7 protein-coding genes are annotated in these 14,046 nt (G+C 38.2%); 4 read left to right on the top strand and 3 right to left on the bottom strand.

The window, feature by feature from the left end; genetic code table 11:
• Positions 1–235: 235 nt before the first annotated feature.
• Positions 236–670 (bottom strand): EVE domain-containing protein, encoded by a 435-nt coding sequence (locus tag ACFINU_RS05495; RefSeq protein WP_375618328.1) that lies wholly within the window; start codon positions 668–670, stop codon positions 236–238.
• A gap of 596 nt (positions 671–1,266) precedes the next feature.
• Positions 1,267–2,361 carry a tRNA (adenosine(37)-N6)-threonylcarbamoyltransferase complex transferase subunit TsaD gene (gene tsaD / locus ACFINU_RS05500; protein ID WP_375618327.1) on the bottom strand — a complete coding sequence of 365 codons (1,095 nt, stop codon included), beginning with the start codon at positions 2,359–2,361 and terminating at the stop codon, positions 1,267–1,269.
• Positions 2,362–2,668: 307 nt separating this feature from the next.
• Between tsaD and ACFINU_RS05505 the strand changes: the two genes are divergently transcribed.
• The 4 genes from ACFINU_RS05505 to ACFINU_RS05520 all read left to right on the top strand — a co-directional run bounded on the left by ACFINU_RS05505 (position 2,669) and on the right by ACFINU_RS05520 (position 8,100).
• Positions 2,669–3,853, top strand: coding sequence for a hypothetical protein (locus ACFINU_RS05505; RefSeq protein ID WP_375618326.1), 1,185 nt, complete (start codon positions 2,669–2,671; stop codon positions 3,851–3,853).
• A gap of 11 nt (positions 3,854–3,864) precedes the next feature.
• Positions 3,865–5,424, top strand: a complete 1,560-nt coding sequence (locus ACFINU_RS05510; RefSeq protein ID WP_375618325.1) for a heme biosynthesis protein HemY — start codon at positions 3,865–3,867, stop codon at positions 5,422–5,424.
• Positions 5,425–5,570: 146 nt separating this feature from the next.
• On the top strand, positions 5,571–6,317 hold the full coding sequence (locus tag ACFINU_RS05515) for a glutamine amidotransferase (RefSeq protein WP_375606037.1): 747 nt from the start codon (positions 5,571–5,573) through the stop codon (positions 6,315–6,317).
• Positions 6,318–7,113: 796 nt separating this feature from the next.
• On the top strand, positions 7,114–8,100 hold the full coding sequence (locus ACFINU_RS05520) for a DUF2125 domain-containing protein (protein ID WP_375618324.1): 987 nt from the start codon (positions 7,114–7,116) through the stop codon (positions 8,098–8,100).
• A 1,191-nt stretch (positions 8,101–9,291) separates the two neighbouring features.
• On the opposite strand, the gene ACFINU_RS05525 is transcribed toward ACFINU_RS05520, so the two are convergent.
• Positions 9,292–14,001: an NAD-glutamate dehydrogenase gene (locus ACFINU_RS05525; protein ID WP_375667440.1), complete on the bottom strand. Its 4,710-nt coding sequence runs from the start codon at positions 13,999–14,001 to the stop codon at positions 9,292–9,294.
• Between the last annotated feature and the right edge of the window lie 45 nt (positions 14,002–14,046).

Genomic DNA, 14,046 nt, shown 5'->3' on the forward strand with positions numbered 1-14,046 from the left:
AATTGTTGAGTAAGCCTTGCCTTTAGCAATGCCGAAAAGATGCCTCATAAAGAGGTTTTTTGTGTAATTTGGAAGGAGACTGTATTGAGAAAGAGTGCAGGATAAAAAATGACAAAGAAAAATATCATATTTATGCATTTAGCATGAGAATACCTCAACAGAAGGATGTGTTGTGCTTATTCTTCTGCGCTATGAAGCATCTTTTTATATGAGTTAATGAATAAAAATTATTGTTTTAAGATAAAAGCATTTCCCTCTTAAGGTTGCCCATCAAACAGACTTCTGTCCATTCCTCTTCTGTCACGGGTTGTACTGATAAGCGGCTGGCCTTGACCAACACCATATTTGCTAGTTTAGGATTGGCTTTGATTTGTTTTAATGAAACAGGTGTTGGCATGTCACAAAGTGTTCGGATATCCACACATTCCCAGCGTGGATCAGAACTTGTAGAATCAGGGTGTGCTTCAGCACATATTTCTACAATTCCTACAATTTCTAAACCTTTATTTGAGTGATAAAAAAAACCTTTATCACCATATTTCATAGCGCGCATATTGTTACGGGCTTGATAATTGCGTATACCATCCCATTGTTCGCCATTAACTCCTTTTTTCTTTTGCATCTCCCATGACCATTTATGGGGTTCAGATTTAAAAAGCCAATAAGCCATGAGTTCTCCTTTTTCATAGACTGTTATGCATTTTTATAAGCATCTTTGTAATACCATCAACGATGATTTTTAAAATGGGGTAAAGAACGGCTATTATCTATTTTTTCTTGTTTCAAAATAATGTGTAGTAGAGAGACGCGCTCCATTGATATTTCATGTTGTGTAAAAGTATTTTGCTCTTTGCTTATCTTTTCAGCTATGGTTTGAAATGCGGTTACTATAAGAGTTTGTTGGAAAAAATTAAGAAAATTGGTTCTAAAAAGCTTTAAGATTACAATGACAATGAAACGAATAAATGATCAAAGATGATGAGGTCAACGAATGACATTCATATCTATGCTTCGTGGGAGAGAGTAGATCTTATTATGCTGTAAAATACCGTCATTTGAAGTGTAATGATATAAGGCAGTTTTTTGAAACATGGAGTTTTTAAGAATGTGTGGTGAATATTTAGGTTTACGTGTCGATCTTTGGGTTAAGTGAATTGTGTGAGTGGGAAGCAGGTGGAATCTGCTCGATAGAGAATTCGGACTATCTATAGACCGGATTGAGTAGAAATCTTCGTTCTTTAAGATGTGTGTAGGACATCAATTTTATTATGCTTTTGTTCCACGGCGTCCCATCCCGATCAAGGGTGGGGCTTTTTCATCTAATGGCCAGCGTGAGCGGGGTGCAATGTCAAGAGAGCTTGTTTCTCCTCGTACGAGTTTTTGTGCACCGGCGAAAGCAATCATTGCAGCATTATCGGTACACAAGGAAAGAGGAGGGGCTATAAATTCAAAACCATGTTGATGGGCAAGTTCTTGCAACGTAGAGCGAATGGCTTGGTTTGCGGCAACACCGCCTGCGACAACCAAAGCAGGAGAACGCTTTTCTTGATCATGAGAGAGAGGATATTGGTGGGCAAAGTGTTGTAGGGCTAGGTGAATACGATCATGTATTGTATCGGTCACGGCGGCTTGAAAACTTGCGGAAATGTCAGCAATATCATTTTCTGTAAGGGGAGCTATGGCTGTTGCGGCTTGTCGAACAGCAGTTTTGAGTCCTGAAAAAGAAAAGTCTAACCGTTTTTCACCTTTTAAAGGTCGTGGAAGAGGGATGCGATTTTTATCACCAAATAAAGCTGCTTTTTCAAGTGCTGGTCCACCAGGATAAGGAAGACCTAAAAGTTTTGCTGTTTTATCAAAGGCTTCTCCTAATGCATCATCAATAGTGGTTCCTAAACGTTGATAGTTGCCTACTCCATGAACAATGATTGTTTGTGTATGACCTCCTGAAACTAAAAGTAATAAATAAGGAAAGCTGACGTTGTGCGTTAACACAGCTGTTAAAGCATGTCCCTCTAAGTGATTTACCGCAATAAATGGTTTGCCAGTGGCAAGAGAGAGTGCTTTTGCGCTCATAACGCCTACCAACAATCCTCCTATCAAACCAGGCCCACAGGTGGCTGCAATGCCATCAATATCTTTTAATTTTGTGTTTGCTTCTGTTAGTGCTTGTAGAATTAAATGATCAAGAACTTCAACATGGGCACGAGCAGCAATTTCAGGAACAACACCGCCGTAAGGTGCATGGTGATCAATTTGACTCCAAACAACATTGGAAAGAATTCGGCTGTTTGATTCATTGTTATATTCAATGACAGCTGCTGCCGTTTCATCACAACTTGTTTCTATTCCCAGTAGACGCATTTTAAACAAAACCTTATATTGAAGCTTCTTTCCTGCGTGCGTACCATGAACAGAAAAAGATGCAAAGTATTTCTCTTAGAATTGTTTTTTCTATGAAAAATATGTGTTTTGGCATTTTCTTTGAATTTTATGATATCGTTGATTAAAAAATAAAGCTGTATTTTCGAGTATAAAATGCAAATGTTTTTTAAAAACTTGTCTATTAAAGGCGATACTTGTAAATATTATTGAGAAAAGCTGCGTTTTTAAAACTTTTTTCATTTTATTATTTTATCATTAAAAAAAGTGTGCACGAAAAGTGACAGAGATGGTCGATTCTTCAAAACCAAAAGTTAAACCACATTATGCTGGTATGCGCCGTAAGAAACCAGTTATTGAACATGAAGCTGTTCCCCATGATTCAGAGGAAAAAATCCACAATTCTGTAGAAGCTCATGCGCGAGAAAAACAGAATATGCAAGGTCAGGATAAAAGTACCTCTAGTACAACTTGGCTTTTCTTGTCCCTTTCTGGGATTTTGGGAGGATTCATTGCTTTGGGAATTTTTATGGGGCTTCAACGGGCTGGTTTTTTTCCTTCTCCTTTTGTGGAAAATTCTGCTAGAGGAGAAAAAGCTTTGCAGATTGCTGAAGCCGCAAAAAGTCAAGGTGAAGAAACAAAGGAACAATTGAGGCGGGTCTTTCAAGAAATTGATACGTTAAAAACAGAGTTTTCTTCTTTTTCATCACAACAGTTTAAAACAACGAAAAATGATGAACTATCGAAAGAAGAAAGCAAAAAAGCTTTTGCGATTTTAGAGGAAAAAGTAAAAGCTCTTGAAGAAACTGTACAAACTTTTGTTAGAAAGTCGAAAGATATAGAGACGGCTTTGTCTGTTGGGCAGAGCAATGCAAATAATTTTGCTGCGTTAAAACAACAGTTAGAAGCACTACAGGAAGAAACTGCTGTTAAAAATAGTGAGAAAAAAGAAATAGATACCGCGCTCTTTACTGCAATTAGTTCATTAAAAAATGCTGTAGAGCGTGGTGGATCTTATAATAATGAATTAAAGCTGTTGCGGCAATTATCGCCTTCGATTAATGGACTTGATGTGTTGCAAAAAACAGCTACTGTAGGTCTTCCAAGTTCAGCACAACTTTCAGTTGATTTTGCTCATGTTGCTGATGCAATTGTTGGTACGCAAAATCTTGTTGCGTCAGATGCTGGTTTTTTTGACCGAATTTTAGCGTGGATAAAAGGGCTCATTGTTTCGCGACCGATTGGAAATGTTGAAGGGACAACGCTGGGGGCTATTGCGGCACGCATGGAAGTTGCCATTCAAGCTGGTGATTACGAAAAGGCTTTGAGCGAATGGCAATCATTGCCCCAAAGTGCAAAAGATGTTTCAATGGATTTTGTTAAGCAGCTTGAAAGACATATTGCTATTCAACAGTTGTTGCAGCAATTGTTATTGTCTGTGCAACAAGGATCTTTTAAAGCAACAAAGATGTAAATAGGCCCAAGATGATACGTGTTTTTATTTATATTTTTGTTGTTTGTATCCTCGGTTTAGCTTTCACGTGGGTTGCTAATCACAATGGTATTTTTGTTCTCACATTTTTGCATTTCAGATTTTCTGCTTCATTTCTTACAGTGTTAAGTGTGCTTATTTTGTTTTTTGTAACGCTGGTGCTTTTATGGTGGTTATTGTCTTTCTTTTTTTCCATACCGAGTGCTCTTTCCAATTATTTTTATAAACGCCATCAAAAGCGTGGTTACAAAGCTCTTTCAAAGGGGATTCTTGCAACTTTTGCTGGTGATAGTATGGTTGCGCAAAAAATGGAAGCACGGGTTGCTAAATATCTTGCAGGAAAACAAGAGCCATTGGTAAAACTCTTACAAGCGCAAACCTTGTCTTTACAAAATGACTCTGTTCGCGCCATCGGTCTTTATGAAGAGATGAGAAAGGAAGATCCGACAAAACTGGTTGGACTTTATGGTTTGTTTCGTGAAGCGATGAAGAGTAAAGCTTATGAGGCAGCGCAACAATATGCCGAAGAGGCACTGACTTTATCGCCAGCACTTTTATGGGCGCATCAGGCGGTGCTTGATCGGTTAAGTACTGAGGGTAAATGGGATAAGGCACTTACTATTTTTGAAAGAACGCAAAAAGCTCTCCCGCGTTCTATTCGCGCGACTCCAGAGCAGCAGCATATACAGGTTTTACTACTAAGTGGGCAGGCACTTTCTTTGTTTGATACACATCCTGTACAAGCACGTGAAGCTATTTTGAAAGCCCATAAATTGGCGCCTGATTTTGTTCCAATAATAGTTATTGCTGCTGATATTCTTTATAAATTAAACGAGACGCGTAAAGCGGATAAAATGATTATAGCGGCTTGGCAAAAGGAGCCGCATCCTGACTTGGGAGCGCTTTATCTTGAAAGAGAAGAAGGAGCCATTGGGCGATTGAAAAGGGCTAAGACACTTGCTTCTTATAATAAAGATGCATTTGAGTCGGCTTTCCTTATTGCTAAAGCAGCTTTGGATGCTGGTGAAACAGCATTAGCAAGAGAGAAGGCACAAAAAGCATTACAATGTCATCCACGGGAAAGTGTTTATTTATTGTTGGCAGATATTGAAGAGGCACAGGGAAACAATCAAGGTGCTGTGCGTCAATGGCTTTCTTTAGCACTTCGTGCTGAACGTGATCCAGTGTGGATGTGTGATGGGGCCATTTTTTCTTCTTGGTCAGCGGTTTCTCCAATCAGTGGACGTTTGGGCTGTTTTGAATGGAAGGCGCCTCCTTGTATGCCTTCTCTCACATTAGAGGCGGACAATATTGTGTCGAAAAAGCAAGACAAAGAGTATGTTATGGGAAAAAGTGTTGATGTTGGAGATAAGAAGCTTGAAAAATTAACACCTATAGATGATTCTCTTTTGCATAATGCGCAGGTGGAGAAACAAGATATAAAAGAAAAAGATGTAAAAATGTTCAGTCAAACTCACTTAAATGTTGATGATCCAGGGGTTAAAACAGAAGAAGAAACATCTTTATCGAGGAAAAAATTTCGTTTATTTTAAATTGCATCAATGTGATAATACGAATGTTTTCTCAGAAGAAACAATTGACCTAGAAGAAAAAATATCGTTAGTCTTGTCCAATAAAATTATTCTCTTATGTTTTAAAAATAAAGTTTTGCTTGATAGCAGAGGTGATTGGTTAAAAAATGTTTTTAAATCAGAGATGTCTTGATAAAAAACAAAAAAATAACAAACCAAGGATTGCTGTCGTTATTCATCGGCGCTCTACTTATACTGGTCGTTTGGGAAAATTTTTACAACAAAATGGTTTTGTTCTTGATATTTATCGTCCTATTTTTGGACAAAAACTCCCTGATACATTAGAGCATTATGCCGGCGTTGTTATTTTAGGGGGACCGATGAGTGTGAATGACAGCGAAGCCTATATTGGTGAGGAAATTGATTGGATTTCGTTATCACTAAAGGAAAATAAGCCTTTTTTGGGTATTTGTCTTGGAGCACAAATGTTAGCGCGAAATCTAGGGGGGCGCGTTGGTACAAGAAGTGATGGGACTGTTGAAGTCGGCTGGTATCCACTAGAAGCAACCCCACAAGGGAAGGAATTGATGAATTGGCCAGAGATGGTCTACCATTTCCATGATGAAGGTATTTATGATTTACCGAAAGAGGCAATGCTTTTGGCAACAGGGAATACATATCCTACACAAGCTTTTCGTTATGGAAACAATGCATGGGGCTTGCAGTTTCATGCTGAATTTACACGCGCTATGATGCGGCGTTTGGTCGTGCGTTCGGCACATAAATTGACTGAAAAAGGTGCTCAACCTGCTTGTGCACATTTGAAAGGTCGTTTAATCTATGATCGAGCTTTGAGCCAATGGTTTGAAAGCGCATTACACCAGATTTTTTGTACACCGCCCGTACTTGTGTGATTATTGACAAAGCATTGATTTATATAGGTAATTCATGGTTTTGTATATTGAATGAGAACTCCGAATATAGTAAGGTTTTCTCATTCCAAATCTGGTATGTTGACTCAATAAAAACTTCTTGCTTGCATGTCACAAGTAGGGCTGGTATGTGGGCAAAAACTGTATAAGAAAAGACTAAAAATGCTTCTTATGAACTGTCTTAAGTGTCAAGGATTGTCGCAACATTTGGGGGCTAGCCAAATATAATGATGGTGCTGGCTTGGCTCCTCCATAAGCGTAAAGATGGGGGGCTCAATGGCTTTATCGTTAAGAGACACTATTCATTATCATTTTTGTTGTGCTGTAAAACAGTATGGTTTAAGGCAGAGGTAGAAAATCTATGTAAAACTTTACACATGAGGTGTTTTTTGTTAAGGGGTGTAATGGGTTTTTTTTAAGAAAATCTTGTTTATTAAGCTTATGAGATACTATACTTTAGAACGATGTATAGGGACTTCTTGAAGTGATCAGTAGATAAAATCCGATCGATTAAGAAGTTGGATTGTGTATAAACTGAACGTGGTTGGGAATCTTTATCCTTTTTAGGGTGGGGAGGAAGTTAAGAGATAAAGAAAGTTTGAATATTGTTTAAATCCTTTCAAATACCATCATCACAAAAAAGTTTTTCTTTGAGTTATTTAATTTGTGGGCTCTTTTGTCTTGCTCTGATATTTATTTATAGCGCACTCTGGTTTTTTTTTCACGTAAAATAGAAGACTATGTTTCTGATATATTCACAAAAGTATCTTCCCATAATATGGCGGCGGTATGTGAGAATGTGCACAAGGATGGTTATCCTTTAAGTGTCGGTGTTGTTTGTGACAAGTTTCAATTTTCTTGGCCTTTACATGGGGTTTCTTTATCGACGGGGCGTTTGACAGCTGGTGCACCAATTTACGCACCTCATTTGGTCGAGTTTAATGTTCATTCTCCTGCATTAATTGTTTTTTCCGAAAAAACTCCCATAGTATCGCATTGGCGCAATTTGGTGATTGAAACAGAGCCTTATTGGAAAACGGGTAAAACATTGAAATTTATAGCTGAAGGGCTTGAGATTTCATCTTTTTCCTCTTCCTCTGAAGATCAAAAGCTTCAAGAAGCATTAAGAGCACAAACGACAGATAAAAAAACGACACAAGAAAATATTGAAGATCCGGCATCTTTGCAAAATACGCATGACGTGATTATTCAGCCGTTAGAGCCAAAAGAAGCTTCCCAAAAAATAACGGCAGAATTTTTGCGTTTTGATCTAAAACATGAAAAGAATGATTTATCGGGACATATAACTTTTGACGGTTTTGATGCTTCTCCTTTTTTAAAACCTTCTTTTGTTGATATTCCTAAAATTGATGGCAATTTGAAATGGATTTTAAATGACATCTCTTTTCAGTCTGAAGATGAAGAAAAAAATTGGCAACAGCGACTGTATGGAAAAAGTGGACTTTTAAAGCAAGGTGAATTGACTTTTCATACAGGTGGTGCAGTGCGTATTAGTGGACCTTTTTCTTTTGATGATGAAGGATATTTGACAGCAAAATTTGAACTTGTCCTTATTCAGTCCATGAAGCTTCTTGACACTCTGCAGCGCTTATTTCCCGCGCAAGCCAATAATCTTCAAGCGTTATTTTTTATTTTGGGTGCTTTGCCTAAAAATGCGGACGGCGCTCCCGTTCTTTCCTTGCTCATTAACAATGGGTGGGTAAAACTGGGATTTTTAAAACTTGGTCGTCTTGCTCCACTTTAGGTGTTGTACCAAAGCCTTTTTTCATTTTTACTACCAAATTTCGACTTTTTCTGATTTTCACACTTTTTTGCAATTTTAGAGTGTTAAACATTTATTTTAACAAAATGCGTATTTAATGGTAAAAAAAATAGCTATAAAAATAAAAAATTACCACCTATTCCTAATTCGTCCAACCTCTTTTCACTTAGTACAAAATCTTATGTCAAACTACATATAGCAACAGTGTTTGTATGGAAAAAGTGGCATTTTAAAGTATGCTGAATTGCCTTTTTATACAGGTGGTGTGGTTTTTGTTAGGAACCTTTTTCTTTATATATGGATTGAGCATATTGCATATATTTGTTTGGGTGTAACCTCTAAAAACAAGTAAATAGCCTAGTTGGAGGAAGATATGAAGTTGTAAAGGGGAAAATCAACATCCATCTTTACTGTCATTTTTTATTCGATTTTACGCATTTCAAAAGCAGTTACAGTTATATCTTTTAAATAATGGATTAAACTTATCCTTTTATTTCTGATATTTTTTAATGAAGCCATATGTCTTCCACGTAAAACAGAATATATTTGTATTGCATATTTACGTATTTATTAAAACAATATTTCTCAGTGCTTCTTATTTCACGATGTCGCCTATGAATGGTATAAGGATAAAGCCATTAAACACCACCATCTTTTCGGTTATGGAGTAATAAGCTAGGGGGCAACACCATCATATTATATTTGCTAACTCCCAATGTTACTGCAGCTTTTGGCGCTTGGGGCGGTTTATGAGGGGCATTTTTAGTCCTTTCTTTATTGTTTTTATCTATTCGGCTTTCCCATTTGCAATATGCAAGGGGAAATGGGGTTAATTGACAGTAAAATTTGAATTTATTTTTTATTTTGAGTGCTCTGTCTAAAAATGCAGGATAGGGCTTCCGTTCTTCCCTTGCTGATTAGTCATAGATGGATAGAACGGAGCAAAAGCTTAGCTGTTTTGTACTGCTTTTTAGTTTGAAAGTTTATGTTTTTAGGGTGAAAAATCAATCCTGTTGTTTTTTTGAAATTGTTGCAAACAATTCTATTGTGATAAATAGCGAGATTTTTATTTTTGGAACCTTGCCTAAAAATGCAAACTTCTGCTCTGTCTTAGTTGGTTTGTTGTGGTGGTGGGATAGAATGGGAGATTGAGAGGGCCGTTTTGTATTTTCTTTAGGTTTGAAAGCCAATATTTTGAAGTTGAGAAATCAATCCTGCTGCAAAAGTAAAACGAGAAATATTGAGATCATTTTCAATAAGGGCGCTAATGCGGTTTGTAATGTTGTGAATATGATCTTCTTCTGTTTTTTTCCAAGTGTCAAAAGGATCTTTTTTCTTTCCATAATTTTTGAGGATTTTCATAACGATTTGCCGAAAGCTTTCAGAAACATTTTCTTTGGCTTGGCTTAAAGCCATACTATCATAATAATCTACTACAGGGATTATACGACTTGCTTCGTTAATGCGGTTTATACGAATGATTTGCGCAAGTGAAAAGTAGATCTCTGCGGTTTTAATAAGATCACTGTTACTTCTTTTTGCAATTAAAGAAATATCACAGATTGTTGAAGCAGCTTCCAAAAGGGCTAATTGTTTCGCTAATGCTTTTGGTGCTCCCTCTTCGCTGTAGTGTAATGCTTTTTCTTCAATCTTTTGCTTAATATCGTTGTCGTGAGAATGCATAAGCTCTTTTTCAATAACGCTACGGGCTTGCTTTATTGTTTTTACAATTTCTTCTAATGGACGTGAGAGATCTATGTTGTGCAAACCCCAATTGGTTGTTTCAAAGAGCATTGGGGTCATTGTTGCGTAGAATTTATTTTGGACAAGGCCGGGTATTTTATTATCAAGCTTATCAATTTGCTCAGACAATTGAGGAATTTCGAAACCATCGCGGATGGCAATGAAAACGCGAATAATATTTTCAGTCTTTTGTTCTGTTGCATCGTGTAGTCTATTAACAAAAGTGGGGCCTCCACGATTTACAATATCGTTGGCAATCAGCGTTGCGATAATATTACGACGCAATTGATGGTTAATAACTTCCTTCTTAAAATTTTCTTGAATTTGGGTTGGAAAATAGTTCAGCAAGGCTGTATTGAAATAGTGATCATCAACAATGGGGCTATTAGCAATTTCTTCTTTTAAGGTCAATTTAGCATAGGCAAAAATAACGGCGAGTTCTGGACGGAGAAGACCTTTGCCTTGGGTTGTTCTTTGTCGTAAAATTTGCTCATCAGGGAGTATTTCAACTCTACGATCTAGAAGCTTTTTTTGTTCCAAATCGTGCATAAAGCGTATTTGATAGGGCAAATCAGTAGTGCTTTGGTTTTCCGCCAAAGAAAGCGCAAGGGGTTGTAGATAATTGTTGCGCAAGACGAGTTGCTCGACTTGAGGCGTCATTTTTTTCAAGAGCTTATTGCGATCTTCGCGGGTTAACGTTTTGGCACGTAGTGCTGATGCAAGAACAATTTTGAGATTGACCTCAATATCAGAACAATTCACACCAGCAGAATTGTCAATGGCATCCGTATTGCATCGACCACCATTTAAGACATATTCAATCCGTCCACGTTGTGTAACACCAAGATTAGCTCCTTCACCAATAATTTTTGCATGCACTTGTTCTCCGGTAATGCGTATTGCATCATTTGCGCGATCACCTACTTGGGCATCATTTTCTGTTGCAGCACGGATATAAGTACCAATGCCACCGAACCATAAAAGATCAACAGGGGCTTTGAGAAGAGCAGAGATAATTTCAAAGGGTGTTCCTGTTTGTTTTTCGAAACCAATGGCTTGTGCTGCTTCAGGTGAGAGAGTAATGGTTTTTTCTTTTCGTGAGAAGATACCACCGCCCTTTGATAATTTGGTTTTATCGTAATCCTGCCAGCTTGAGCGAGGCAGTCTGAAGAGACGCGTACGCTCTGCATAGCTTTCGTCTATGTTCGGATCTGGATCAATAAAGATATCGCGGTGATCAAAAGCGGCAATCAATTTTGTTTGTTTGGAAAGCAGCATTCCATTGCCAAAGACATCACCAGACATATCGCCAACACCGACACAGGTGAAGGGCGTTGTTTGAATATCGTGATTAAATGACTCTCTAAAATGTCTTTTGACGGCTTCCCATGCACCTTTAGCTGTAATACCAATGTCTTTGTGGTCGTAACCTGCTGAACCTCCAGAGGCAAAAGCATCATCAAGCCAAAAGTGGTTTGCTTGGCTGATGGCGTTGGCTGTATCAGAAAAAGTTGCTGTTCCTTTGTCTGCCGCAACAACAAAATAGGGGTCAGGGTCATCATGACAGATGACATTGTGGGGAGAACTTATTTTGCCGTTAATCAGATTGTCTGTAATGGAGAGCAAAGCTGTGATAAAGTCTGTATAAGCTTGTCGTGCTGCTTCTATGATGACAGCACGGTCATTTGTTTGGGGAAGCCGATGGGGATAGAATCCACCTTTTGCACCTGCAGGAACGATAACCGCATTTTTAACTTGTTGGGCTTTGACTAAGCTAAGCACTTCGGTGCGATAATCTAATGCACGGTCAGACCAACGAATTCCACCACGAGCGATAGGTCCAAAACGCAAATGGACCCCTTCAACTTCTGGTCCATAAACAAAAATTTCTCGGTAAGGGCGCGGTTCAGGCAAACCTTCAATCTGGCGCGGATTTAATTTGGTGGCTAAAATACGCCGTGGACATCCATCAGGAAGAGGTGTAAAGGCATTCGTTCGTAAACTCGCCTCGATAAGGTTACAATAACGGCGTAAAATGAGATCATCGTCTAAACCAGAGACTTTCCGTAATTTTTCTTCAATGCGCTTTTGAATGACTTGTTGGTTTTTTTCCCGTTCTTTTTCTGTATGGCTTTGATGAAATTTTAAATGAAATAAAGCATAAAGATCTTGGGTAATGTCAGGATAAGCATTTAAAGTTTGGGCAACGCGATCTTGCGAATAAGGAATTCCAGCTTGTTGGAGATAGCGCCCATAATGGCGCAAAATAACAATTTCATGCCAATCAAGCTCAGCTGTCTGGGTGAGAGCATTAAAGCCGTCATTATCAGCATTTTGTGCCCAAATGGCTTCAAAGGTTTCGGCGTGTTTTTGACCGTCTTTTTCAAAATTGATACAGCGTTGGAAAGTACTTTCTAGCTGCATATCATGAAGATACACAGAGCGCCCATTGCCATCTGGTAATTCAAGGGTTTGTTCAGCAATAACGCGAAACCCCATGTTTTCAAGGAGTGGTACACGTTTGGAAAGGGCAAGTGCTTCATGGCGGTGAAAAAGCCGAAGAGAAATGCACTGTTTTTCTTTGTTTTGTGCGTGATAAAAGATCACGAAAAGGGGCTTTTCATCATGAAGACTTAGAATATGTCCGGCATCATTAATAGCGTCTTCAGCTGAAAATAAATCACGATAGCTGTTGGGGAATTCACTGGCTAGACGTGTTTGTTGCTCTGTTATTTTCTTGTTAAGAGCGATGGCTTGAACCCTGTCTTCCCAACTTCGTGCAATCGAACGTACATGTTGTTCAAGTATGGAGCGCTCGTGAAGAGGAACAGTTTCATTTCCTTTGCGATGGATGATATAATAGACACGTATAAGAGTGCTTTCCAAAAATAGCGGATAAGATTCAAAAAAGTCACCTTTATAAAGCTCAACAAAATGTTCACCAACTTTTTCACGCAGGCTGCTGCTATATTGGTCACGCGGTACGTAGACCAGGATAGAAACAAAGCGTCCAAAAGAATCAGTGTGGGCAAGAACCCGTAAACGTGGGCGCTCATCTAATTGTAGAATAAGCTTAGTGTTTTCTGTCAATGTATCAACATCAGAGCGAAACATTTCATCTCTTGGATAGGTTTCTAAAGCACTGATGAGTGCTTTTCCTGAATAATCGGCGTGATTGTGTCCAAGACGTTGAATAATAGTTCGGGCTTTTTCTTTTAAGAAAGGAATTTGCAAAATAGAACGTGTATAAGCTGAGGAGGTAAAAAGCCCTACAATGCGTAATTCTCCACAGAGTTGGTTTTCTTTATCAAAGATTTTAAGACCAATATAATCGAGCCAAACAGAACGGTGAATTTTGGAGCGGCTGTTCGCTTTTGTCACGATAAACAGATTATCGCTTTCCATGAAGGATAAAACTTCTTGAGGAGGTTCTTTCATGCTTTTATCGTCAATAATATGAATAGAAGCATCCGTGAGTATACCAAGTTCAATATTACTTTCTGTAAAGGATTTTAGGGGTTTTTGGTCTTTGATGAAGTTGTAAGTGCGCATACCAAGGAAAATGAAATTATCGTCCATTAGCCAGTGAAGAAACTCAATGGCTTTTTCGCCTTCTTGTTTGTAGTGCGGGGGAAGACTTATTTGGTAGGCATGAATATGCTTTTCAACTTCTTCAAGCATAGGTTTCCAGTCTTGTACAGCAGCATTAACCTGTTCAAGAACTAAGGTGAGTTCATTTTCAAGTTTTTGTATTTGCTGTTTGTTTAATGACTCGATGTGAATTTGCATCAGACTGATGCGTTTTCCAGAAGCACAATCAATAATGGGGTGTGCAATCAAATAGATATGGTTTTTGTGTTGATTGAAAACATTTAAAATAGAATCGAGAAGGAAGGGTTTGTTATCATTGACAAGCGTGATAACGGTTACAGGTCTGTTACTACGGGTTAAATTTTGTTCAAAGCAGATGGTGTTGTTTCCCGTCTGATGGAGATTAAAAGCTTTTACCGCGATGGCTGTGGCCTTTTTAAGTTCTTCATTTTCATAATAAGCAATATCTTCTTTATCGGTTTGGGCAAAAAGGATTTGTTCTATTTTATCTTGGGTGTTTTTTGTTTCTGTTTTTTTTTGTTGCAACACATTCACTCTCCCTTTTTGCTCTTAAGGGGTCTTTCTTCTCTTTTT

Origin of the sequence: Bartonella sp. AC130YNZD, assembly GCF_042196865.1 — a bacterium.
Classification (GTDB): domain Bacteria; phylum Pseudomonadota; class Alphaproteobacteria; order Rhizobiales; family Rhizobiaceae; genus Bartonella.

Coding starts and splice junctions, on each gene's coding strand:
- ACFINU_RS05495 (WP_375618328.1), bottom strand. CDS start 670: ATGGCTTATTGGCTTTTTAAATCTGAACCCCATAAATGGTCATGGGAG.
- tsaD (WP_375618327.1), bottom strand. CDS start 2,361: ATGCGTCTACTGGGAATAGAAACAAGTTGTGATGAAACGGCAGCAGCT.
- ACFINU_RS05505 (WP_375618326.1), top strand. CDS start 2,669: ATGGTCGATTCTTCAAAACCAAAAGTTAAACCACATTATGCTGGTATG.
- ACFINU_RS05510 (WP_375618325.1), top strand. CDS start 3,865: ATGATACGTGTTTTTATTTATATTTTTGTTGTTTGTATCCTCGGTTTA.
- ACFINU_RS05515 (WP_375606037.1), top strand. CDS start 5,571: ATGTTTTTAAATCAGAGATGTCTTGATAAAAAACAAAAAAATAACAAA.
- ACFINU_RS05520 (WP_375618324.1), top strand. CDS start 7,114: ATGGCGGCGGTATGTGAGAATGTGCACAAGGATGGTTATCCTTTAAGT.